Raw genomic sequence first — 23,630 nt, 5'->3', positions numbered from 1 at the left:
CAAGTAATATGTCCAGCAAAACACCCCAACTTTACGGATTGGTCCTTGCAGGAGGGAAAAGTACCCGAATGGGTTCGGATAAAGGGCTGTTGACCTATCATGGTGTTCCACAGCAAGAATATTTATACAACCTTTTGAAAAAGCTCTGCGATGATGTTTATCTCAGTATCCGTGATGAACAAAGCGCTGCAATTCCTGATGGATTCAAAGCGATTATTGACCAAAATGAATACCGGGGGCCATTCAATGGTATTTTAACGGCACACAAAGCATTTCCGGATGTTGCGTGGCTAGTTTTGGCCTGCGACCTTCCGTTGATTGACCAAGAAACCTTGAAACAACTAGTGGAAAGTAGAAACCCAGACCAATGGGCGACCTCGTTTGCCACCAAAGAGACCGAACTTCCCGAACCCTTAATCACCATCTGGGAGCCAAAAGGGTTAAGAGGGGCAATAACTTATCTAAAAACCGCTGAAAGTTCATGTCCCCGCAAATTTTTGATTAATTCAGATACGAAATTGGTATTTCCCAAACAGGACGAATTGCTCTACAATGCCAATAATATTGAGGATTATGAATATGTGAAATCCAAACTCACATTGAGTCATGAGTAGGTACTCCCGACAGACCCAACTAAAGGATTTTGGCCCTGAAGGACAGCAAAGGCTATCCGAAGGCAAGATTTTGGTAGTGGGGTTGGGTGGATTGGGACTTCCTGCACTACAATATCTGAATGCTATGGGCGTAGGTACTTTAGGCTTGATGGACCAAGATGTGATTGAACTGCATAATCTGCAACGACAAGTACTTTACACTGAACAGGATTTAGGTCGACAAAAGTTAGAGGTGGTTCATGAAAAATTAACGGCCCAGAATTCCAATACCCATTTTAAACTGTACGATACTTTTTTGACCAAGGACAATGCTCTGGAGATCATTAATGAATATGACCTTGTGATTGATGCTACAGACAATTTCCCAACACGATATTTAATCAACGATGCTTGTGTTTTACTGAAAAAACCCTTCGTTTATGGCGCATTGCACAGTTTTGAAGGCCATGTGAGCGTTTTCAATTATCAAAATGGACCTACCTATCGTTGTTTGTATCCCAATATGCCCAGCGTAGAAGAAGTACCCAATTGCAGCGAAAATGGAGTCCTGGGAGTTATTCCCGGCATTATTGGAACTTTTCAGGCACTGGAAGCCATTAAGATACTCACCGGAATAGGAGAGGTGCTCTCTGGAAAATTGCTTTTGTTTGATGGACTCAGTCAAAGTTCCACAAAAATCGGTTTCAAACTGAACCCTGAAAACCTTAAATTGACGAGGCTGCAAGATTTTTACGAACCTTTGGATTGCGAAGTGGTTCCAGCCATCTCTGCGGCAGATTTTCAATTGGTATTGGATTCTAAAACAGATATCACTTTACTGGATGTTAGAACCGAAGCAGAGTTCAATGATAGAAATTTGAAAGAAGCCATCAATGTTCCCTTAGATCGTTTGGAACTCGCCTCAAAGCATATCAATGCTGCAGACAAGGTGTATGTCCTTTGTCAGTCTGGAAAACGCAGTGAAGTAGCTGTAAAACAACTTCAGATTCAGTATCCTAACATTGAGTTTTTCAACGTTTTGGGGGGAATGAACCAAATTACAGCCTTATGTCCTTAGACGCAACCGATTTTATATTATTAACCCTGTCCTTTTTTGTCATTGCCACCCTGTACTCTGCTGTCGGTTTTGGTGGCGGGTCCAGTTATTTGGCTATTTTGACCTTGGTCATTACCAGCTTTTTCACCATACGGACAACAGCATTACTTTGCAATTTAACCGTGGTTTCCGGAAGCTGTTACTTGTACTATAAAAGTGGGCATTTACCCCTTAAAAAATTCTTGCCCTTTGTCATTACCAGTATTCCAATGGCATTTTTGGGGGCTTCGTTCCGGTTGAAAGAGCAGGTGTTTTTTATTCTGTTGGCGTTGGCCCTTATTGTTTCTGCGATTGCACTTATTTATCAGACCATGGCTCTTAATTCCAATTTCGATGTGAAAAAATATCCTCCCTACATGTCCTATTTGTTAGGGGCCGGCATCGGATTTTTATCCGGACTCGTCGGTATCGGAGGAGGAATCTTCTTGGCGCCGGTTCTCAATCACATGAAATGGGACAAACCCATCGTCATTGCATCTTTGGCCAGCTTTTTCATCTTGGTCAATTCCATTTCCGGGCTTGGTGGGTTGTTCACAAGCAACTCCTTTGAAATATTTTGGCCCGAAATAATAGGGCTTCTATTCGCGGTGCTCTTGGGAGGGCAGTTGGGAGTACGCCTTAGTATTGGTAAATTATCCGCCAAACGGATTCGAATGCTGACCGGTATCTTAGTATTGTTTGTGGGAATCCGCGTGTTGTTGAAAAATGGATTTGAAATTGCCCTGTTTTCATGATTTCATTTAAAGATGCTTTACAAAATGTTCTGAACCATTCGCAAGACTTTGGAAACGAATCCGTGGAACTTACAAAATCCCATGGCAGAATATTGGCGGAAACAATTATGGCAGACCGGGATTTCCCACCGTTTGATAGGTCCACAAAAGATGGAATCGCAATTCGGTTTGATGACATCAATGGTCAAAATCAAAGTTTCAGCATCGCTGGAGTGGCCCAAGCGGGTAGCCCTCAATTAATTTTGGATGATGAAACCTCTTGCATTGAGGTGATGACAGGTGCCATTGTGCCCCAAAATGCGGATACGGTGATCATGTATGAGCATACTTCATCAAATGGGGAGGCATTCACTATAAATGAAAGCGTCAAAAAGGGGCAAAATATCCACTATCAAGCCAGTGATGTTTCAAAAGGCGAGGTTTTGCTTGAACCAGGAATTAAAATCACCGCCGCTGAAATTGGGGTGTTGGCAACGGTCGGCAAAGCCATAGTTTCGGTAAAAAAATTGCCCAAAGTCGCTGTTATATCCACTGGAAATGAATTGGTGGATGTGGACAAAACCCCATTACCATTTCAAATTCGGAAGTCCAACTCCCATTCCTTGGTTTCCCTTTTGGAAAATGAAAACATACAAGGGGATATTCATCATTTGGTGGATGAACCCTCAGCCATAAAACAACGATTGGAGCTTCTCATTCAAGAATATGATGTACTCTTACTAAGCGGAGGCGTTTCCAAAGGAAAATATGACTTCCTGCCCGAAGCTTTTGATAGTTTGGGAGTGGAAAAAGTCTTTCACAAGGTATTGCAACGCCCTGGGAAACCATTTTGGTTCGGGAAACATCCCAAACACAACACCACCGTATTCTCATTCCCTGGAAATCCTGTATCAACCTTTGTCAATTATCATTTGTATTTCAAACCATGGCTTAACAAAACTTTGGGAACGGACACATCGCAATTTGCTGTATTTTTAGATGACTCCTATAGCAACGATACCGATTTAACGCTGTTTGTTGGGGTAGAACTCAAATTGAAAGCGGGTAACCTGCTGGCGAAAACCATATCGTCAACAGGTTCTGGGGATTTGCTCGCCTTGGCCAAAGCTGATGGTTTTGTGCAGCTACTTCCAAAGGAAGAAGTATCCAAAGGCAGTCTTGTTCCCTTTATCCCAACAAGAAACAATGGTGTAGTATGACACACGAGCTAAAAACCATAATCCAACATTTTGAGGCAAGACAGGAAAAATCCGTACTGGCCACAGTGGTTGCTTTGGATGGTTCTTCCTACCGTAGACCCGGTGTTCGTATGCTCATTTTTGAGAACGGCGATATGATTGGTGCCGTAAGTGGTGGTTGTGTGGAAAAAGAAGTGCTTCGTCAAGCACAGTCGGTTTTTACAACAGGTGTGTCAAGGGTAATGGTGTATGATGGTCGTTACCGATTAGGCTGCGAAGGTATTCTCTATATATTGTTGGAACCCTTTCAACCGGACCATTCTTTTTTGACGGAATTTTGGAAAACCATTGAACAAAGGAAGCCATTTCATATTCGTTCCTTCTTTCAAAAAGAGCAAAGCGATAATTCGGCATACCATTCGGTTTTTCAATTTGACGAGTCTGTGTTTCCCGTTTCCCAACAGGTGGAATCCAGCAAAGAGCTTTCCATTTTTGAACAAGAAATGTATCCCTGCTTTCAGTTGGTGATCATTGGCGCGGAACATGATGCGGTTCAGCTTTGTAAATATGCTGCTTTGACCGGGTGGGAGGTAAGCGTAGTGGCGAATCCACGCGAAGAGAAGACCAAAAAGGATTTTCCAGGAATCCACAAACTTATCTTGGTTGAACCTGAAATGTTTGCATATACGTTGGACAACCAAACCGCGGTGGTCATCATGACACATAGTTTTGTGAAAGACCTACAATTTGTAATGGCGTTGAAAGAGGAGAAGGGCGCCTATATTGGACTGTTGGGACCTTTCAAACGACGGGAAAAGCTTTTTGATGAACTTTTGGAACGCTTTCCTGATATCTCTGAAGATTTTTTGGAACAAATTCATGGCCCAGCCGGAATCGATATTGGGGCGGAAACCCCTCAGGAGATTGCCATTTCCATTCTATCGGAAATTCTATCGGTGGTCAACAACAAAGAGCCGCAATTGCTCAAGGATAAAATGGGGAAAATCCACAGTTAGCACATGACAAACATTGCTGTTCTGATATTAGCTGCCGGCGCTTCCACAAGAATGGAGGGCGGACCTAAGCAACTATTACCCTGGAAAGACACTACGCTGTTAGGACATGCTATTGAACAGGCCAAAAAGTTGACTACTTCCGTTTTTGTGATTTTAGGTGCCTATTCCAAAGAAATAGCCCAAACTATCCCGAATAATGTGGAAATTATTGTTAATTCAGACTGGAAAAAAGGAATGGGGAGTTCCATTTCAATTGGTATTGAAGGGATTCAAAAGAAGGAAAACCAACTCTCGGGACTTTTAATCATGTTGGCCGACCAACCATTTTTAGACATTTCCTACTTGAAGAAAATCCGAGGAAGTTATGAGAATGAAGCCTGTAAAATAGCTGCAACGGATTATGGAAGGAAGTTGGGAGTACCGGCAATTTTCCATCCATCCCTATTTCCAGAGCTTTCCAAATTACATGAGGATTTTGGCGCAAAACACATTATTGAAAAATACAAAGAAGAAACCATCACCCTATTTCCCGAAGGGAATGAAGTTGATATCGACACCCTAAATGACTACAACCAATATATTGATATTAAATAAATTATACATGAAAATCTATACTTTTACTTTAGCTTTAATTTTCGGTGCAACTCTCATTCACGGGCAAGAAATGGGGTTTGAAGAGTATAATCCGCCGTCAACATTGGTGGTTCCTGAACATCCTGTAGAAAAAGCAAAGTTCACCTTTATTGACGTACATAGCCATCAGTATAGAATGGCCACACAAGATTTATCTGGGCTAATAAAAGATATGGACAATATCAATGAGGGCATCATGGTGAACCTAAGTGGTGGTTCTGGAGATGACCTCAAAGCCAAAATAAAGAATATCAATGATCATTACCCAAACAGATTTGCCGTCTTTGCCAACGTGGATTATAGCGGTGTCGGCCGCCCTAATTGGGGAAAGGAAGCGGCAGCCCAGTTAGAGGAAGATGTAAAAAATGGCGCTAAAGGGCTAAAAGTGTTTAAGGGTTTGGGATTGCGAGATAGTGATATCAATGGAAAACGAATTCCTGTGGATGACCCAAGATTGGACCCTATTTGGGCCAAATGTGGCGAGTTGGGCATCCCTGTGCTGATTCACTCCGCTGACCCGAAATCATTTTGGGACCCCATGGACAAAGACAACGAGCGATGGTTGGAACTAAAGACACACCCGAGGAGAAAGCGTTCCGCTACCGACCCTGCGCCTTGGCAGCAAATCATTGACGAGCAGCATCGCATGTTCAAAAAACACCCAAAAACACAGTTTATCAATGCACATATGGGCTGGTATGCCAATAATTTGGATAGGCTAGGGGAATTGATGGATGAGATTCCCAATATGAATGTGGGCATCGGGGCGGTAATTGCTGAATTAGGGCGACAACCGAGACAGGCACGAGATTTTTTCATTAAATATCAAGACCGTATTGTCTTTGGAAAGGATAGTTGGCAACCCAGTGAGTTTCCCACCTATTTTAGAGTATTGGAAACAGCTGATGAGTATTTTCCCTACTACAAAAAATACCATGCATTTTGGGCCATGTATGGATTGGACCTTCCTGACGAGGTATTAAAGAAAGTATATTACAAAAATGCGCTTCGGTTGATTCCTAGTTTGGATAAATCCCTATTTGAGGATTAGTCCAAGGAGGCACTTTTCGATTCAGGTTTTTTGGAATCAAAATCAACAGTGTCCAAATCCTGAAAGATACCGCAGGAGATTTGCTTTTTCATTAAGGAAGGTGATTTTTTCCTTTTAATCTTTGATTCAATTTCCTTGTTTAAGAATTGCATGGGAAAATCTTTTTAAATGAAACGAATTCTACCTTGATTTATTTTTGATAATCAGTGGGTTGCCCATTATTTTAACCTATTTTTCGTTGAACGTGGTCCAAAACCGTCATCCAGTTCATTTTCAAAATCAGGGCCGCCGTTGGAATATTATCCTGTTCAATAGCCTGGATTATGGATTCATTTTGACGGTTGGCCGAATCGAAAAACGTTGCGTCAGCAGCCAGACGCTGCTCATAAAATCGTAATCGTACTTTTAAGTTTTCCAAAGTCTGCAATAGCACTGTGTTGGGGCAATTTCTCACCAAAAGGTTGTGGAAATCAAATCGGGCGTTGAGACTTTTTTCATCCTGTAACACCTTTTCTTGAGCTCGCAAGGCAGCAACATCATTTGTTTCAAAAGTCGAACTCTCCAAAGCCATTACTTCCAATTGTGCGATGGTCTCGTAAAGGTTTCCGGCCTCCGTTCGTGACAAATTTGTGACAACAAAACCGCGGTTGGGAACCGCATTGATAACACGCGCTTGTTCCAATTGGCTCAACGCTTCACGAATTGGGGTGACACTAATCCCAATAGTGCGTGACAATGCCGCAAGATTAATGGTTCTTCCCACTTTTAGCTCCCCATTTTCTATTTGACTCAATAAATGGTCTTTCACTTTGTCCCTCAAGATGGTGCTCTGGCTCATACTACTAAATTACAAATCGTATACGATTTAATGACAAACCATTTCGCTTATTATCATATATTTAAGTCAAATTTTCAACAACATGAAGAAATGGTTTTTAGGAATGGTTTTGATTTTTTGGGCTCTTGCATGCAAAGAAGAGGTGCAACCCACTCAAGAAATCAGTTTTTACGAAACCCAACTTTTCAAGGATGTGCAGCTGTCCTCCATTTTTCAGGATTCCAAAACTTTTGTGGATTTGGTGCCTAAAAAAGATGTTGCCCAACTGGAAAAGGAGTATCTAAATCAAAAGGACAGTTTAGGTTTTAATCTGAAGGCATTTGTCCAGCAGAATTTCGAGGATAAATCCATGAAAACCTTGGTGTTTGAGTCGGACACCTCACAAAGCATGTATGACCACATTTCCTTGATGTGGAATAAACTTACCCGCTCCCCGGATTCAGTCATCCCATACTCATCTCGAATAGCCATACCTCATAATTATGTAGTTCCGGGTGGGCGCTTTCAGGAAATTTATTACTGGGACAGCTATTTTACTATGGAGGGACTTCTGGCCGATGGACAGGATTCCATTGCCAAAAGTATGGTGGACACGTTCACATTCTTAATAGATTCCATTGGTTTTATACCGAATGGTACACGCGATTATTATCGAACCCGGTCACAACCTCCATATTACGCATTGATGGTGGATGCCTTGTCAAGAAAGGATGAAAATTATCTTTTGTATTATCTGCCGGAGCTCTCCCGGGAATATGAATTTTGGATGCAAGGCGAAAAAGAGTCGTTGCCGGGAAAACCAGCACAACATGTGGTGGACATGACAGGAAATGTTTATTTGAATCGCTACTGGGACAAAGGAAATACCCCAAGACCAGAGGCCTATAAGGAAGATTACAAACTAGCCAGCGGGTTGGAATCCGATTCATTAAAGCAACGGCTCTATAAAAATTTAAGATCCGCTGCAGAATCGGGTTGGGACTTTAGCTCAAGATGGTTTGGAGAAGAAGGCGGATTGGCCTCAACACAAACCAATTCCATACTGCCCATAGACCTTAATTGCCTGCTGTACTTCATGGAGCGTAACCTCTCCAAAGCGGCCAAGCTTAAGAATGACCAGAGGGCTATGGCTGAATTTGATAAAAGAGCCCAACTGAGAAAATTGGCAATTCAGCAATATTTCTGGGATGAGGAAACCGGTTTTTACCACGACTATAATTTTGAAAAAGGTGTTATCACCCCTTCCTTGACGCTTGCCGGAGTAACTCCTTTATTCTTTCACATTGCTGACAGAGGTCAAGCAGAAAAAGTAAAAAATGTCATCATGGATTCCTTTCTCCAGGAAGGAGGACTTATGACCACCTTGGAGCATTCCGGTCAACAATGGGATGCTCCGAATGGTTGGGCTCCATTACAATGGCTTGCGGTAAAAGGATTGCTGAACTATGGTTATGATCAAGAAGCCAAGGAGATCATCCGAAGATGGTTAGACCTTAATGAGCGGGTTTATGCCAATACCGGCAAAATGATGGAAAAATACAACGTAGAGGACCTTTCGTTACTGTCCGGAGGAGGAGAGTACCCTACGCAGGACGGTTTTGGCTGGACAAATGGGGTTGCCTTAGGGTTCAAGAAGATTCTGGAAGAAATGGACCAAAAAATCGAAAAACCATAAAAGCTATTTCAATGGCAGGTTATTCTGGAACACCCTTAGCAAAAAAATTGGGCCTAAAAGAAGGTTTCTCCATCTTGTTGCACAATCTTCCAAAGCATTATTGGGATTTGTTTTCGGATTTACCCCCAGAATTACAAATTCTGAACAAAGAGAAACCAGAGTCAGCAGACTTTATCCATATCTTCTGCAAAACGGTGGATGAATTGACTAGTGTCACGTCAACATATAAAATGGCCCTTAAAATGAACGGTATCCTTTGGGTAAGCTGGCCAAAAGGAACATCACAAATCCAAACAGATTTGAAAAGGGAACCTGTACGCGAGCATTTACTTTCTATCGGATTAGTGGACACCAAAGTAGCTGCCATTGATGAGGATTGGAGTGGGCTTAAATTTGTTTATCGACTAAAAGATAGGGTCTGAATTCTAAATTAAGGGTATTCGCATCTTTTCGCCTTTCTATAGGCCAAAACATTCGGGTTTTGGTTATATTACAGTGCTAATTCAACTTAAACTGTTATATATGGGACACTGTTACAAATTCTGTTCTGCACTTCTTCTTTCCATTGTTTTTTCACTTTCATCAATTGCCCAAGACCCTGAACCATCGCCGTACTCCGGTTTGGAATTCAGGAGCATTGGTCCAGCTTTGACCTCTGGCCGTATTGCGGATATTGCCATTCATCCCACCAACGAAAGTATTTGGTATGTGGCTGTAGGTTCTGGTGGGGTATGGAAAACCACCAATGCAGGTGTCACTTGGACGCCTATTTTCGATAAAGAATCCAGTTATTCCATCGGATGCGTTACCATCGATCCGAACAATCCAAGCACAATTTGGGTAGGGACCGGTGAGAACGTAGGAGGTAGGCACGTTGGCTTTGGTGATGGAGTCTACGTAAGCCATGATGAAGGAAAAACGTGGGAAAACACAGGGCTAAAAACCTCCGAACACATTTCCAAGATTGTGGTCCATCCTGAAAATTCGAATGTTGTTTGGGTGGCTGCACAAGGACCTCTTTGGAGCAAAGGTGGCGAGCGTGGACTTTACAAAACCACCGATGGCGGAAAAACCTGGAACAGAACCCTTGGAAACAGTGAATGGACGGGGGCCACTGATATTGTTATTGATCCCATGAACCCAGACATACTTTACGCCGCTACTTGGGACCGACATAGAACGGTAGCTTCCTATATGGGTGGGGGACCCGGGTCTGGAATTCATAAGAGCACTGATGGTGGTGATACCTGGACAGAATTGACCAACGGAATCCCGACATCAAATTTAGGCAAGATTGGACTGGCCATTTCCCCATTTGATTCCAATACGGTTTATGCCGCTATTGAATTGGACCGAAAAAAGGGTGGGCTTTACATAACTGAAAATGGTGGTGCGTCTTGGACCAAACAGTCCGATGCCGTTTCCGGCGGAACTGGACCACATTATTATCAGGAATTATACGCCTCTCCGCACCATGAAGGAACACTTTACCTTATGAGCTACATTGTATTCATTTCCAATGACAATGGAAAAACATTTACAGAAATGAATGAAGATAAAAAGCATGTGGATAGTCATGCCATGGCCTTTAAGAAGTCGGACCCGGATTATGTGATTTTCGGAACCGATGGTGGCCTTTATGAGTCCTATGACCATACCGAAACATGGCGGTTTTTTGACAACCTTCCCGTGACCCAATACTACAAAATAGCGGTTGATGATTCAACCCCTTTCTATAAAATTTATGGTGGCACACAGGACAACGGTTCGCATGGAGGACCTTCCCAAACCAAAAATCAAGCTGGTATCTTAAATTCAGATTGGTGGATTACCCTGGGGGCTGATGGGCACCAATCCGCAACGGAGCCTGGAAATCCTGACATCACCTATGGTGAATTTCAAGAAGGGTGGTTGTGGCGTATTGACCAAACAACAGGCGAATCTGTTTTTGTTCAACCACAACCAAGAGCAGGCGAGCCGAATGAGCGCTTCAATTGGGATGCACCCATTTTGGTAAGCCCACATAAACCATCACGAATTTACTATGCTTCATACAGGGTTTGGAAATCTGAAAATCGCGGAGATGATTGGACTCCTATTTCATCAGATTTAACCCGTCATGAAGAACGTTTCGACCAACCTATCATGGGAGGCCAACAAAGTTGGGACAATCCTTGGGATGTGAATGCCATGTCCAATTACAATACCATTACCTCTTTGGCCGAATCCCCAGTCCAAGAAGGATTACTCTATGCCGGAACTGATGATGGTATCGTTCAAGTTACAGAGGATGGAGGTGCCACGTGGCGAAAAATCATGTTGGGAACGATTAAGGGGGTGCCCAGCAGAGCATTTGTTAACGATGTTAGGGCAGATCTTTACGATGCAAATACCGTGTACTTGGTCTTGGACAACCACAAAGAAGGAGATTTTAAACCGTATCTACTCAAGAGTACGGATAAAGGAACCACGTGGACCTTTATCAACGGCAATTTGCCCAAGCGATTGATCACATGGCGCATCGTGCAAGACCACAAAAAGAAAGATATGCTGTTCGCTGCCACGGAATATGGCATTTATTTCACCACCAATGGAGGAAACACATGGACAAAATTGGATGGGGGAGTACCCACCATTTCTTTCAGGGATGTTACCATACAGCGAAGAGAGGACGATTTAGTAGGAGGCTCTTTTGGCCGTGGAATTTATATTTTGGATGATATTTCCCCGCTTCGGGAGTTTGACCCATCTACCAAAGAGCCAAAATTATTTGCCGTGCAACCTGCCTATTGGTATATGGAAAGGGAAGCTGTTTATGGACAAGGGCATTCAGAGTACGCTGCCAAAAATCCACCGTATGGAGCTACTTTTACCTACTATTTGCCTGAAAAACTAAAATCACTCAAAGAAATCCGTACCGAAAAGGAAAAGGAATTGACCAAACAAAAGGCAAATATTCCTTTCCCGGGCTGGGATGCATTGGAAGATGAGACCCTTCAGGAAAAACCAACTTTACTACTTTTGGTAAAAGACAGCGACGGAAATGTGGTCAATACGGTTGATGGAACCAATAAAAAAGGATTCAATCGTGTGGCTTGGGATTTGTCCTATGCGGAGCGTACTGGTATTCCATTGGACGAACCAACAGGAGGAGGGGGAGACGAAGAGTTTTTGCCTGCTCCATACCGAGCAACTCCGGGTACCTATTCGGTAGAATTGTACCAGAGAATCAATGGCGAGCTCAAACAGCTTTCAAGCGCCCAAAACTTTGAGGTAAAACCACTGGGTAAAGGCGCTCTTCCAGCGAAACCGGTCACTGAAATCAATGCGTTCCGGGAGAAGTTCCAAGATTTCCAACAAGACCTTACGGCTACAACCACTGTGTTGCAAAAAAGTGTAAAGAAAGTGGACGCCATGAAAAGGGCCTTGGATGAGGCGGAACGGCCAAGCAAAGCACTTTCGGACAAAATCTTTGATGCAAAAACAAAATTGGCAGCCCTTACCATTAAAATGCAAGGAAATCCAGCCAAGAATGAAGTGGGCGAAAAGAACGTTCCTTCTCCTGTAGATGGCGTCTTGATTGGTACCGTTGCGCTGATAAACACCTATGGCCCCACTGGAAACCAAAAAGCGGCCTTGGATAGGGCTGACGGGCAGCTACAGGAAATCAAAAAGGAATTATCAACCTTGGTCAACAGCACGCTACCTGGGTTGGAGTCTGAATTGAAGGCTGCGGGAGCACCTTGGATTGAAAGTCAAGGACTGATAGAAAACTAAATCAATATGACATCCGTCCGTTCCTTTCTAATTCTATTCATGGGTTCTGTGTTTGGGCTCCAAGCACAATACACCGAATCGGATTGGGAGGAACGGGACCAATGGATGAAAACTAACGCTGTACTCTCCATGACCGCAGTTGGATCAGGGGACAAGGTGGCCGATATCGGTTGTCATGAAGGCTATTTGAGTATACATTTGGCGCGAAAAGTTTCGGAAAGCGGAAGGGTTTTTGCGGTTGATATTCGTGAAGACCGACTGCAAAAGCTTCGTGCCAATGCCCACGACAGAAATCTGGGCAACATCATCACCATTCTTGGAGAAACCGATAATCCGAAGCTGCCAGAAGGAGATTTGGATGCCGTTTTCATTTTTGATACGTACCACGAGATGGACGCTCATGAAGAAATCCTTCAACATGTAAAAAGAGCCCTGAAACCAGGAGGTCAACTCATGATTATGGAAAAGCTCAAGGATTGGGTCCGTGGGAAATCCAGGGAACAGCAAGTGTCATCCCATTCTTTGGGTCCGGAATATGTGCGAGAAGAATTAAAACAAGCAGGCTTTACCATTATTTCTGAAATAGAAGACCATGGAGACTGGGAACGCGAAACGGATAAGCAAATGTGGATTATTCTCGCGGAAAAATCAGACTAAAGATAAATCTTATTCTCTTCGGATGTAAACATAACTTCTAACACCGGGCAAATCGTCACCTACGTTATTGGTTAGTCGGTCCCCACTAAAAGAAAGTGTACCTAACAGGGTACTACCTTGAAATGTGATTTGACTCCCATTGACGGACCAAGCACCAGTTCCGGTAACATCATTTCCAGAACATTGGGCAAAATACTGCCCTCCTGTAATGGCCGTTATGGAGATTCCTGTCTGCTCAAAAGTCCATACGCCGTCACCATCAATCAAAATGGTCCCTGAAATGCATTCCACTTCGTCCATCAAGTTGGTAGAGGAGGTGCCATCCATATCTACATCTTGGGATGAGCTAATGTTCACTTCAGCCAAATCCCAAATCCCTATAACCTGAAGGTCAGTCGCAATTTCACCGCCACCATCATCACTTCCACAGGAAACCAATAGAAAAATCAATACTAGAAAAGAGGAAATCGCTTTAAATTTTTTCATAGTGCAATGCTTAAGTTGCTGTTTTCTTACTGTAAAATAACACATTTAAGAGCTTATTATTTTAAACAGGGCGGCATTTTATCGATAAAAAGGGCGGTAAAACACTAAAGAAGATTGCTTTTCGTTAGTGGAGCATAACAAATCACTAAAGTAACATGAACGGACTTACAAAAAAAATCTATACAATTGCCCTAACGAGTGTTTCTTTGTTTTTGGCCCAATCTTGTAGTGAGGATGGCAAACCAAACGCCGAGCAAGAACTGACCCAGACAGATCTTCAGACCATTATGGAGACTGATGATATCTCCAGCATTGCCGATAATGCACTTGCAGAACTTTTTGCTGATGATACAGCTGCCAAAGCAGGTTCTTCAGCCAAAACCAACGATTGCTACACCGCGGAATATTCTGAAACCGGATTTGTGGCCACCTTCAACAATTGTGTGTTGAACGGAACTGATAACGTTAATGGTACTGTCACCGTAACCTACGAAGTAGGGGAGCAGTCAGCCTCTTTTACGGCTACCTATGTTGACTTTTATGTGGGCACGATTAAAATAAACGGAACCCGAAGCTTTGTGATGAACGGCAATATGGACAGCAATTCTTTCTCATTTACGGTAACCAGTGATATGAGTGTTGAGTTTGAGGATGAGAGTGTTATTTCTGAATCTGGGACCAAAACCTTTGGTTTTACCTTTGGTGAAGACCTTCAGAGCAGCACCTTTAGTCTTGCCGGTAACTGGACCATTGAAGCGGATGGAAACACCTACGCAGTGGAAATCATTGATGAACTGGAAGGTAGCCTTAGCTGCGAAAATATCACTTCAGGTAGTATGATCGTCACCAAAAATGGACTTGACATTGTGGTGGATTTTGGAGATGGCGAATGCGATGACCAAGCCACAATTATTTATCCTAATGGAGCTTCTGAGGAAATCAGCCTATAAGTTTTCAAAATAAAACATAATGAAAAAGCATCGGCGAAAGTCGGTGCTTTTTTGTTTTCCGGTTTCCGCTGTAATCTAATTTGGGTTTGACTATATTTATGGAAATGATTGGAACTTGACCATGGTAAAGGATATTGTTACTGCCCAAAATGCGTTTTTTTCAACCCAAAAGACCAAGGATGTCGCTTTTAGAAAGGAATACCTAAAGCGATTGAAACAAGAAATCACGTCCCGAGAAGACGCCATTTGTGATGCGCTGTACGCTGATTTTAAAAAGCCAAAGTTTGAATCATTGGCCACGGAAACCCAGTTGGTGCTAGCAGAATTGAACCATACCATCAAAAATGTTGGGCGATGGAGTCAACCGGAACCGGTAGAGTCTTCTTGGACAAACTTTCCGTCAAAAGATTGGATTCAGTCTGAACCTTACGGAAAAGTTTTGATCATATCGCCTTGGAATTATCCCTTCATGCTGACTTTGGCGCCCATGGTTGGGGCATTGGCAGCTGGAAACACGGTGGTGCTTAAACCTTCGGAACTAAGCCCGAATACCTCGAGAATTATTGCTGAAATCATCCAAAAGGTATTTCCCCCGGAATATGTAACCGTGGTGGAAGGTGGAGTGGAGGTTTCCCAAGCACTTTTGGCTGAAAAATGGGAATACATCTTCTTTACCGGAAGTACACGGGTGGGACAAATAGTGTACAAAAGCGCTGCAGAACACTTGACTCCCGTTACCTTGGAGCTTGGCGGCAAAAATCCTTGTGTGGTGGATGAAACAGCAGCCCTGAAATTGGCTGCTAAACGTATTGTTTGGGGAAAATTCATTAATGCAGGGCAGACCTGTTTGGCTCCGGATTATATTTTGGTCCATTTCTCCGTAAAGGGAAAATTAGCGGAAGAGCTTAAACGGTATATCACTGAATTTTATGGTACGGATATTCAGAAATCACCGGATTTTGCGCGAATCACCACAAAGAAACACTATCAGGAACTTAAAGAGATGCTTGAAGGGGAAACTCTTCTTTTTGGCGGTACTTGCGTAGATCAGGACAATTATGTGGAACCAACTTTGGTGGATGAGCCAAAATTGAACAGTGCTTTAATGAAGGGGGAGATTTTCGGCCCCATTTTACCCATCATTGCCTATGAAAAAGAGGAGGAGCTGCATCAGTATATTTCAAACTATGGAAAACCGTTGGCGTTTTATCTTTTTTCAACACGTAAAAAATTCCAAAATAAATTATTATCCCAATATTCCTTTGGAGGTGGCACCATAAATGATACCGTGGTACATATCAGCAACAAACGACTTCCATTTGGAGGTGTAGGTGCATCGGGGATAGGGGGGTACCACGGGAAGCATTCCTTCGACCTGTTTTCACACAAAAAATCCATGGTAAAACGGGCCAATTGGGTGGATGTTCCCTTGCGTTATGCACCTTACAAACTTCCGATTCGCTGGGTAAAACGATTTAAGCATCTATTTTAAGCGACTCTTTTTTGCTAAATCCACAATTTTAGGGGCATCCTATTGAAGACCAAACATATATTTATTAATCAAAAGTTAAACTCTGGCTGCACGCCCAAGTTTGATGCTATCTTTAAGAGACACGCCAAAACGTTGACGCCATGGAACCTAAAACCACTTCCGCCAAATATCGAATTTCTGTTTTATTGGATTTGACCAAAAGTTCGGAGCAAGTACTGACCAATGCTGTACAATTGGCCAAAACACTTGACGGAGCAGTGGAGGTCTTTCATGTGAAGCCTGCCGCAGATGTTGTGCAGCGCGAAAGTCAATTATCGGCCATCCGAACCATTTACAAGGATGACAGGGATACCCGTTCCCAAATGCAAAAATTGATAGGCACTATTGAAAGGGAAGAACGGATGACCATTTCCTATAGATTGGAATATGGTAATGTTAAAAACCGGGTAAGAGACTATTTGGCCCTTCAAAGACCGGATATTTTGGTTTTGGGCAAGCGCAGACCTGGTTTTTTAGGCGATAGTATCACCGATTTTGTCATCAATGAAACCGAAACCCATGTATTGATTACGGGAAAAGATGATAAATTTCACACGTTCAAGGACCTTAATTTAGGGGTTTTTACCAATGGACTTCGAGAAAACGGTCTTGAAATTATAAAAGATTTAAAACGCGATAGTGACAAACCTGTGCGTGTATTTAATATTAAAGGAAAAGTTCAGCCAAGCGAGCAAGAATTGAATCCGCTTCAGAAATCAGTTTCTTATGTGTTTACTGAAGGTGCCAATGCACTAGATGGTTTGGTGAGCTATGTGTCACGGACCAATACACAGTTGTTGTGTGTTCCAAAGAGTCAAAAGAAAGTATTTTCGTTTCAAAGCAGTCCGGCCGAACAATTATGGCGAAGGGCTACAGTTCCGGTATTTATCATGAAGTGAAATTAGGACGGGGAAGACAAGTATTTCCTTAGATTAGATTTGTTCTATTTTACATAATGTAAATTATGGTTCAATTAATAAAGCCATAATTTGACGTTATGTAAAATTGCTTAGGAAGTGTCGTTTTAATAATAATTTTCCTTACAAATACTTTTATGAGGATTATTGCTGCCAAATGTATTCACCACAAAAAAACCCGCCTTTTTCAAGACAGGTTCTTAATTTCTTTCAATAAGATATTATAGTATCTCAACTACCTCTAGGTCAAACACCAAATCTTGGCCCGCCAAAGGATGGTTGGCATCCAAGATAATATCGTTTTCTTCGATTTTGGCCACGCGGAATTGCTGTTGCTGTCCTTCAGCATTGGAACCCACCAAGCCCATACCCACTTCAGGTTTCAAATCTTCAGGCAATTGGGTTTTGGATATTTTTTGAAAAAGCGATTCATTCACCTCGCCATAAGCGTCTTTCTTGTCTATGGTAATGGTTTTCTTTTCATTTACGGCCATATCAATAAGTCCTTTTTCAAATCCTGGGATAAGCTGACCTTGACCTAGGGCCACTTCCAAAGGCTCCCGTTGCAATGAGCTGTCAAAAATTTGCCCATTGGTCAGTTTACCGGTATAATGGACCTTTACCGTGTCATTCTCTTTTACTTTACTCATAATGTTGTTTTATAATTTTTAGAATCAAAACATTGCAAATATATGGGCTATAAAATAGTTCAACGAATGCATGGACAATTGCTTTTCAAAGTGTTACCATTTTGAAAAGAAACTGTTTTTAAAATGTTCACTACAAGTCGAAGGGTAATAGAACTATATGTAGCAACTTTTAGTGGGTTCCCACCCCTTCAAAAGTCATTTTTACAGGTTTTATAGTGCCATCCGCATTGAATTCCATCTTGTCCATACAGGTGACCCGATGGTCACGGTCCATATTGGGGATGGGCCTTCGGTGATAGACCATGATCCATTCATCCGTTCCCGGTTTATTGATTACCGAGTGATGCCCTGCCCCTGTGGCTATGTCGCCCTCCTGGGATTCCAAAACCGTACCGATGCGTTTGTAGGGTCCCGTGGGTTTATCGGACATGGAGTAGGCTACTTTATAGCTTCCGTCGGTCCAGTTCCCTTCAGACCACATAAAATAATAGATGTCATTACGCAGAAACATAAACGGCCCTTCCACATATCCTTCTGGGGTAATTTCCTTGAAAAGATTGCCATCTTCCCACGGTACGAATCCCGTAAAATCAGAATGAAGTCTACCCAAATTACAATGACTCCAACCTCCATAGAAAAAATAATAGGTGCCATCTGTATCCTTAAAAGCGAATTGGTCAATGGGTTGGGCATCATTATAAAAATCAGAAATGAGTGGCTTGCCCAAATAATCCTGAAAGGGTCCACCCGGACTATCGGCCACGGCGACCCCTATTCCACCATAATGGTTGATATCGTTATTCGGGTCATACGAATTGCGACCTGGCCTTTGGATATCATTCGCACCAAAAAAGAGATAGTATTTGCTGTCCTTTTTAATGATGGAAGGGGCCCACAGTGCTTGCCGAAGCCACTTTATTTGGGTAGTATCCAAAATGCGTTCGTGCTTTTCCCAGTTCACCAGGTCCTTGGATGAAAAAGCATCAAAATGCAGTTGCATATCATAATCATCCGAAAATGTGGGGTACACCCAATACGTATCTCCAAAAACGACACCTTCCGGGTCGGCGTACCATCCCTCAAAAATGGGATTGTTCTGTTCACTATGAAGTTCTTGGGCAAAGGTGTAGCAACTGAATAACAAACATGCCAATAAAGTCAGACTTCTAAAACACATATTAGGTAAACTCTTTTTTAATATTTCCATTTAGCTCCCCTTTCTTCAACATCTTCTTTTCTGAATTCAGCGATTTTTTGAATCAAGGATTCTGGTAGTGGTTTATTGTAGGGAAATTGAACGGAATCCTTTTTGGTAGTGTATGCTTCCAGCTCTTTTTCAAAAGGTTTTAATGCTGGCCCAGTAGGAACAAAAGTTAAATGCGATTTGTGCGCAGCATACGCAAAAAGTATGGTTTCTGATTCAAAAACGGGTTGCCCCCATTTTAACCCTTCCGTTGCGCTGGGAACAACACTTTTTAAAATCGAGCGGACTTTTTTGTGTATTGATTGCGCTGGCTCAGGAAGTTGCTCGATGTATTCCTCAACGGTAGTAGGCTTCTTGTTTTCCATAACGATGCAGATAAGGGACTAAAAGTAAAAAAATAGAATGAAAGCCTACCGATCATGAAACCCAATGCCCTGCAATATTTTCGGGATGTACTTTTCAATTCGGGCTTCCCGGGTTTTGGACTGTTTAGCTGCTGAAAAATAGAGTAAATATCCTTTTTGCCGCCCCGGGGTGAGACTTTCAAAAGCAGCTTTTAGTTCAGGGTCAGCGTCCAGCCTATCCTGAAATTCTTCGGGCACCTCATAGTCGGAGATGTCTTTCTTTTTCACCTCCAATCCGGCTTTTTCAACCTCAATGGCTTCGAAAACATACTGCTTCAAAACATCCCAAAGGTCTGTGACCTGTTTCACATCCGTAAACCGAACAAATCGAACCGATTGGGAATTTTCTCCCGGCTTTTCCAAAATGCCCTGATCATCTTTCAACAGTACTCCTTTTAAAAAGCTAAGGGAACAGTTATCCTTAAAAGCCGCTATCATTAACACGTTCTTACTGTTGTGTGTATAGCAGGGAGAACCCCATTTTCGTTCCTCGGTAAGCCCACATTCCAAAATTATCCTGCGTAATGCCTTAATTTCATCTTGCCAGCTTTGCACCTTACACTCTGGTGTGCCCACCAAATCACATCGGCCACAGCCTTCGGCTAAATATTCGTCAACTTCGGGGTTTGTGTTCATTTTGTATTGATTGGGATGAGTCTTCTATTTGTTGGTCTAAAATACCAGGAAATACCGGTTAATACCAAAAGCAACGTTGGTCCAAAAAGGTCCATCAAGCCATCACTAATGGCTATATGGGAAATGATGGCCCCTGTCATGGCAAAGACAAAACCCGCATAGGCCCACTCCTTTAGTAAAAGAAATTTAGGAATTAAAATAGTGATCGCTCCCAAAAGTTTCCAGACACCAATGATGGTTAGAAAATAAATGGGATATCCTAAATGGTCCATCATCTGCACCTCTTCCTCCATGCGCATCAATTGAACAATTCCTGTGGAAGTCATTCCTAAGGCCAGCCATACTGTGGCTATCCAATAGGTAATTTTACCCGCCTTCGTTCTAGACTGATTTTGTTCTGTCATGATGTGCTTGTTTTACGAATTTAAATTTTGTGTTACCTTCTGTAATCGGTCATGGGCCATGTTGATGCCCTGTCTAAATGGCAATTGCAGCATGCGGTCCCTATCCCCTACAGATTTGAAAACCATTTGCATTCGTAATCGGCTTTTTCCTTCGGAAATGGATTCAAACTCCAAAAACTCCAGTTGTACCGGAAAACCCGAATTTTCCATTTCAAAGGTGCGGGTGATTTTCAATTCGGGCTCAAATTCATGGATGGTGCCATTGAAACGATGCTTGTTGCCCTTGGGGTCGGTGGTCTCAAATTGATAGCTCCCGTGTTTATGGTTTTCCAACTTAAGGACTTTAGTTCCCATCCATTGTTCCACAATTTCCGGTTGCACGTAGGCTTTGAACAGCAAATCCAAAGGCAGTTCAAACTCTCGGGTAATAAAAATTTCCTGCTTGCCATCCTCTGCATGCACTTGGGTCTTTCGTTCCATATCAATTATAGGTTTTCTTGATTTTTCATAACTGCTTCCAGTTTATTGAACCGATCATCCCACAACTCCCGGAACGGCTCAATAAAATCGGCAATCATTTTGAGGTTGGTCGGAATGAAATGATAATAGATTTCCCTGCCCTGTTGTTCTTGACGCAACAGTTCACATTCCGTCAAAATTTGAATGTGTTTTGATATGGTCTGTCGTGACGAATCAAAATTCCCGGCTATGGCCCCAGGAGTCATAGCATTGGCTGCCACCAAGGCTATGATGGCCCGTCGAGTAGGGTCCGCAATTGCTTGAAATACATCTCTTCTCAATTCCATTATGCAGCTATTTGACTGCAAATATATGTGCAGCCATTTAACTGCGCAAGTATTTTGAAAAAAATATAATCATGAAATTCACCTATTCTTTGAAAACTAAACATGGTTATTTACGAATTGCTTTAAAAAACTCAATGAATCCCTTACATTTAAGTGCTAATTCAAACAAAAATGAAAAAAACCGTACTCCCCCTACTCTTCATGGTGGCAATGGCTACCACATGGGCCCAAGAAAACATTATCGGGTTCAGCAAAGATGCTTCCGTAAAACAACTTCAACTCGAATCTGAATTCGAAAAACAACTATCCACCGAAAATCTGGACCAATGGATGCTACTCCTGGCCGGTGAACCCCATTGGGTGGGCACCGAATATGGTGAAAAGAATGTGAAATGGATGGAAAAGCAATTCAAATCTTGGGGGTATAACACCAAGGTGGAAACTTATCATGTGCTTTTTCCTTACCCTAAAGTTCGGGTACTGGAATTGACTGGCCCTACCACTTATAAAGCCAAATTGGAGGCTGTTCCTGTGGAAGGTGACCCATATACCAGTCAAGAAAATCTATTGCCCAGTTACAATGCGTATTCCACCGATGGTGATGTAGAAGCAGAATTGGTCTATGTGAACTATGGCATCCCCAGCGATTATGAGGAACTGGAAAAATTAGGCATCGATGTGAAGGGTAAAATCGTGATAGCGAAATACTATGGTTCATGGCGCGGTATCAAGCCAAAATTGGCCGCGGAAAAAGGGGCCATTGGTTGTATCATTTATTCTGACCCTGAGGATGATGGTTATGCGCAAGGCGATGTATACCCAAAAGGTGCTTTTAAAAATAAAACTGGAGTGCAGCGTGGTTCCGTGATGGACATGCCCCTCTACCCTGGGGATGTATTGACGCCGGGCTACGCCGCCACCAAAGATGCCAAACGTTTAAAGCGCGAAGATGCTCCTACCATTACCAAAATTCCCGTGTTGCCGATTTCGTATGAGGATGCACAACCGCTACTTGAAGCATTGGAAGGTCCCGTGGCCCCAGCTTCGTGGCGCGGTGGATTGCCCATTACCTATCATATTGGCCCCGGTCCTGCTAAAGTGCATTTGAAATTGGAGTTCGATTGGCAATTGAAACCGGCCCATAACGTAATCGCCACTCTAAAGGGTGCGGAGCTTCCCGATCAGTGGGTGGTTCGTGGAAATCATCACGATGCTTGGGTACACGGCGCCAGCGACCCCATTAGTGGACTCGTGGCCCTGATGGAAGAAGCCCGTGTGGTTGGAAAACTGGCCAAAGCGGGTAAAAAACCAAAACGTACCTTGGTGTACTGTGCATGGGATGCCGAAGAAACCGGACTCATCGGTTCCACGGAATGGGTGGAAGACCACAGAGCCGAATTGCAACAAAAAACAGTGGCCTACATCAACACCGATGGAAACAGTCGTGGGTTTTTGGGTGCCGGAGGTTCCCACACCCTTCAAGCGATGGTGTCTGAAGTGGCCAACAAGGTAACTGACCCACAAACCAAGGTTTCCATTGCGGAACGACAGGCCGCTAGAAATGTGGTGCATGGTGGCTCTGATAAATTTGCACTGTCCGCGCTGGGTTCCGGTTCCGATTATACGCCTTTTATCCAGCATAGTGGGATTGCTGCCCTGAATCTTGGATTTGGCGGTGAAGGTTCCGGTGGGGAATACCACACCATATACGATACCTATTCCCATTATACCCGTTTTAAAGACCCTGGTTTTGAATACGGAACAACTTTGGCAAACACCGCAGGCCGTATTGTGCTTCGTTTGGCGAATGCCGAAGTGCTTCCGTTTGAATTGCAACAGTGGTACAGCACCGTTGATGGCTATTTGGGTGAAGTGATGAAAACTTTGGAAACCATGCGTTCCGAGGTGGAAAAACACAATGCCAAAGTGGCCAAAAATCAGTATGGATTGGCCAACGACCCGAAGAAACCTGTAAAAGCTGCCGAGAAGGAAGCTGAAATTCCTTATTTGGATTTTTCACCGATTCAAAATGTACTGGCGGACTTGAAAAATGATATTGATACCTTTTCCAAAGTTGACAAGAATCAACTCTCTGCCTCCAAAAAAGCGGAACTCAACCAAGCGTTGATGCACATGGAGCAAGCCTTGACCTCAGAAAAAGGATTGCCCCGAAGGGATTGGTTCAAACACCAGATCTACGCCCCCGGATTTTACACGGGCTATGGGGTAAAAACGCTTCCAGGCGTGCGCGAGGCCATCGAGCAGAAAGAATGGCAAGAGGCCCAAGAACAGATTGGAGTCCTCACCGGCACGCTTAAAAACTTTGATGCACACATTCAAAAACTGAACAGCATCGCACAGTAGTTTTTGATT

At 43.0% G+C, this 23,630-nt stretch carries 24 protein-coding genes; 15 read left to right on the top strand and 9 right to left on the bottom strand.

Going from position 1 to position 23,630, the window contains the following annotated elements; all coding sequences use genetic code 11:
• Positions 1-8 precede the first annotated feature (8 nt).
• The 7 genes from ACFSJE_RS02375 to ACFSJE_RS02345 are packed head-to-tail and all read left to right on the top strand — an operon-like array spanning position 9 to position 6,322.
• A complete protein-coding gene (locus ACFSJE_RS02375; protein WP_379829377.1) occupies positions 9-614 on the top strand; it encodes an NTP transferase domain-containing protein in 606 nt (201 codons plus the stop codon).
• Entirely contained in the window at positions 607-1,671 is a 1,065-nt protein-coding gene (locus ACFSJE_RS02370; RefSeq protein ID WP_379829376.1) for a ThiF family adenylyltransferase, read from the top strand. Before ACFSJE_RS02375 ends, ACFSJE_RS02370 begins: the two co-directional genes overlap by 8 nt.
• Positions 1,662-2,444, top strand: a complete 783-nt coding sequence (locus ACFSJE_RS02365) for a sulfite exporter TauE/SafE family protein (RefSeq protein WP_379829375.1) — start codon at positions 1,662-1,664, stop codon at positions 2,442-2,444. The genes ACFSJE_RS02370 and ACFSJE_RS02365 overlap by 10 nt, the downstream gene beginning before the upstream one ends.
• Complete coding sequence (locus ACFSJE_RS02360; protein WP_379829374.1) at positions 2,441-3,643, top strand: molybdopterin molybdotransferase MoeA; 1,203 nt, start codon at positions 2,441-2,443, stop codon at positions 3,641-3,643. The genes ACFSJE_RS02365 and ACFSJE_RS02360 overlap by 4 nt, the downstream gene beginning before the upstream one ends.
• A complete protein-coding gene (locus tag ACFSJE_RS02355; RefSeq protein ID WP_379829373.1) occupies positions 3,640-4,638 on the top strand; it encodes an XdhC family protein in 999 nt (332 codons plus the stop codon). The genes ACFSJE_RS02360 and ACFSJE_RS02355 overlap by 4 nt, the downstream gene beginning before the upstream one ends.
• Before the next feature lie 3 nt (positions 4,639-4,641).
• Positions 4,642-5,232 (top strand): nucleotidyltransferase family protein, encoded by a 591-nt coding sequence (locus ACFSJE_RS02350; protein ID WP_379829372.1) that lies wholly within the window; start codon positions 4,642-4,644, stop codon positions 5,230-5,232.
• Between the two features lie 7 nt (positions 5,233-5,239).
• Positions 5,240-6,322 carry an amidohydrolase family protein gene (locus tag ACFSJE_RS02345; protein WP_379829371.1) on the top strand — a complete coding sequence of 361 codons (1,083 nt, stop codon included), beginning with the start codon at positions 5,240-5,242 and terminating at the stop codon, positions 6,320-6,322.
• Between the two features lie 223 nt (positions 6,323-6,545).
• On the opposite strand, the gene ACFSJE_RS02340 is transcribed toward ACFSJE_RS02345, so the two are convergent.
• Complete coding sequence (locus ACFSJE_RS02340) at positions 6,546-7,160, bottom strand: GntR family transcriptional regulator (protein ID WP_379829370.1); 615 nt, start codon at positions 7,158-7,160, stop codon at positions 6,546-6,548.
• 82 nt (positions 7,161-7,242) lie between these two features.
• On the opposite strand from ACFSJE_RS02340, the gene treF reads away from it, so the two are divergent.
• The 4 genes from treF to ACFSJE_RS02320 all read left to right on the top strand — a co-directional run bounded on the left by treF (position 7,243) and on the right by ACFSJE_RS02320 (position 13,269).
• Positions 7,243-8,835 carry an alpha,alpha-trehalase TreF gene (treF, locus tag ACFSJE_RS02335; protein ID WP_379829369.1) on the top strand — a complete coding sequence of 531 codons (1,593 nt, stop codon included), beginning with the start codon at positions 7,243-7,245 and terminating at the stop codon, positions 8,833-8,835.
• A gap of 11 nt (positions 8,836-8,846) precedes the next feature.
• Entirely contained in the window at positions 8,847-9,257 is a 411-nt protein-coding gene (locus ACFSJE_RS02330; protein ID WP_379829368.1) for a DUF3052 domain-containing protein, read from the top strand.
• Positions 9,258-9,357: 100 nt separating this feature from the next.
• Positions 9,358-12,612: a VPS10 domain-containing protein gene (locus tag ACFSJE_RS02325; RefSeq protein ID WP_379829367.1), complete on the top strand. Its 3,255-nt coding sequence runs from the start codon at positions 9,358-9,360 to the stop codon at positions 12,610-12,612.
• A gap of 6 nt (positions 12,613-12,618) precedes the next feature.
• Positions 12,619-13,269: a class I SAM-dependent methyltransferase gene (locus tag ACFSJE_RS02320; RefSeq protein WP_379829366.1), complete on the top strand. Its 651-nt coding sequence runs from the start codon at positions 12,619-12,621 to the stop codon at positions 13,267-13,269.
• A gap of 9 nt (positions 13,270-13,278) precedes the next feature.
• Here the strand turns inward: ACFSJE_RS02320 and ACFSJE_RS02315 are convergent, their stop codons facing one another.
• Entirely contained in the window at positions 13,279-13,755 is a 477-nt protein-coding gene (locus ACFSJE_RS02315; RefSeq protein ID WP_379829365.1) for a hypothetical protein, read from the bottom strand.
• 155 nt (positions 13,756-13,910) lie between these two features.
• On the opposite strand from ACFSJE_RS02315, the gene ACFSJE_RS02310 reads away from it, so the two are divergent.
• The 3 genes from ACFSJE_RS02310 (at position 13,911) to ACFSJE_RS02300 (ending at position 17,135) form a co-directional block, all read left to right on the top strand.
• On the top strand, positions 13,911-14,705 hold the full coding sequence (locus ACFSJE_RS02310) for a hypothetical protein (protein WP_379829364.1): 795 nt from the start codon (positions 13,911-13,913) through the stop codon (positions 14,703-14,705).
• Between the two features lie 121 nt (positions 14,706-14,826).
• A complete protein-coding gene (locus ACFSJE_RS02305; protein WP_379829363.1) occupies positions 14,827-16,197 on the top strand; it encodes an aldehyde dehydrogenase in 1,371 nt (456 codons plus the stop codon).
• A 140-nt stretch (positions 16,198-16,337) separates the two neighbouring features.
• Positions 16,338-17,135, top strand: coding sequence for a universal stress protein (locus tag ACFSJE_RS02300; RefSeq protein ID WP_379829362.1), 798 nt, complete (start codon positions 16,338-16,340; stop codon positions 17,133-17,135).
• A gap of 239 nt (positions 17,136-17,374) precedes the next feature.
• Here ACFSJE_RS02300 and ACFSJE_RS02295 read toward each other — a convergent pair whose 3' ends face one another.
• The 7 genes from ACFSJE_RS02295 to ACFSJE_RS02265 form a co-directional block, all read right to left on the bottom strand.
• Positions 17,375-17,803: an FKBP-type peptidyl-prolyl cis-trans isomerase gene (locus ACFSJE_RS02295; RefSeq protein ID WP_379829361.1), complete on the bottom strand. Its 429-nt coding sequence runs from the start codon at positions 17,801-17,803 to the stop codon at positions 17,375-17,377.
• A 169-nt stretch (positions 17,804-17,972) separates the two neighbouring features.
• Positions 17,973-18,980, bottom strand: coding sequence for a glycoside hydrolase family 43 protein (locus ACFSJE_RS02290; RefSeq protein WP_379829360.1), 1,008 nt, complete (start codon positions 18,978-18,980; stop codon positions 17,973-17,975).
• 17 nt (positions 18,981-18,997) lie between these two features.
• Complete coding sequence (locus ACFSJE_RS02285; RefSeq protein WP_379829359.1) at positions 18,998-19,372, bottom strand: iron chaperone; 375 nt, start codon at positions 19,370-19,372, stop codon at positions 18,998-19,000.
• A gap of 45 nt (positions 19,373-19,417) precedes the next feature.
• A complete protein-coding gene (locus ACFSJE_RS02280; protein ID WP_379829358.1) occupies positions 19,418-20,047 on the bottom strand; it encodes a YdeI/OmpD-associated family protein in 630 nt (209 codons plus the stop codon).
• Positions 20,044-20,451 carry a DoxX family protein gene (locus ACFSJE_RS02275; RefSeq protein WP_379829357.1) on the bottom strand — a complete coding sequence of 136 codons (408 nt, stop codon included), beginning with the start codon at positions 20,449-20,451 and terminating at the stop codon, positions 20,044-20,046. Before ACFSJE_RS02275 ends, ACFSJE_RS02280 begins: the two co-directional genes overlap by 4 nt.
• Positions 20,452-20,463: 12 nt before the next feature.
• A complete protein-coding gene (locus ACFSJE_RS02270) occupies positions 20,464-20,931 on the bottom strand; it encodes an SRPBCC family protein (protein WP_379829356.1) in 468 nt (155 codons plus the stop codon).
• Positions 20,932-20,936: 5 nt separating this feature from the next.
• Positions 20,937-21,257, bottom strand: coding sequence for an ArsR/SmtB family transcription factor (locus ACFSJE_RS02265; protein WP_379829355.1), 321 nt, complete (start codon positions 21,255-21,257; stop codon positions 20,937-20,939).
• Positions 21,258-21,428: 171 nt separating this feature from the next.
• Between ACFSJE_RS02265 and ACFSJE_RS02260 the strand changes: the two genes are divergently transcribed.
• Positions 21,429-23,621 (top strand): transferrin receptor-like dimerization domain-containing protein, encoded by a 2,193-nt coding sequence (locus tag ACFSJE_RS02260; RefSeq protein ID WP_379829354.1) that lies wholly within the window; start codon positions 21,429-21,431, stop codon positions 23,619-23,621.
• Positions 23,622-23,630 lie beyond the last annotated feature (9 nt).

This window comes from Flagellimonas iocasae, from assembly GCF_042682725.1.
GTDB classification, from domain to species: Bacteria; Bacteroidota; Bacteroidia; order Flavobacteriales; family Flavobacteriaceae; genus Flagellimonas; species Flagellimonas iocasae.
Note: the sequence above shows the minus strand (reverse complement) of the source record. Positions and strands in the feature narration are given on the sequence as shown.